We start from the raw sequence: 665 nt of genomic DNA on the forward strand, positions 1-665 counted from the left end.
TAAGCACGCACATAGCACCCGTCACTGTGCGGCAGATCGAGCACGAAGAAGTGCGCCTTCTGCGTGACCCCGCCGATCTCCACCAGCGCTTCCCCAAAATCAGCCTGCGCATCGCCCGCCGGGTGAGCCAGCGGCACGAACATCTCCCGGCTACGCTGCTCGCGCTCCCGGACGTAATCCTTGATGATCGTATAGCCGCCGGTGAACCCATGCTCCTGGCGCAGGCGATCGAATACCCGCTTCGCCGTATGGCGCTGCTTGCGCGGAACGCCCCGGTCCCCGTCGAGCCAGCCATCGATGATCGCTACAAACCCGTCCAGCTTCGGACGGCAAGGCGCTGCCTGGCGCCGGTAACCGGGCGGCGATGAAAACGACAGCATCTTGCGAACCGTGTCGCGCGACACATTGAAACGCTTCGCCGCGCTCCGCTGGCTCAGCCCTTCCGCGCAAGCCAGACGTACCTTCAGATAGAGTTCCACGCTGAAAATCCCCAGTCCTCCCTGCCAAGCAGAAAGGCTTCAAGGTGGACGACTTTTACGCCGCCCGCAGCGGACCTATCCCGCCGCTACCGTGGCCGACTATTCCACCGCCGTTCTCACCCGCCAGTTTACGAACCCGCCGCTTCCAACAATCGCCTCTTCAACTCAGAGCTTTTAGCGGCATTT

General features: G+C 62.6%; 1 pseudogene. It reads right to left on the bottom strand.

The features are described from left to right. Nucleotides 1-479: pseudogene (locus PKF00_RS44870) on the bottom strand (IS21 family transposase); the annotation flags it as partial. Between the last annotated feature and the right edge of the window lie 186 nt (nt 480-665).

The organism is Streptosporangium carneum (genome assembly GCF_027922005.1).
GTDB lineage: Bacteria > Actinomycetota > Actinomycetes > Streptosporangiales > Streptosporangiaceae > Streptosporangium > Streptosporangium carneum.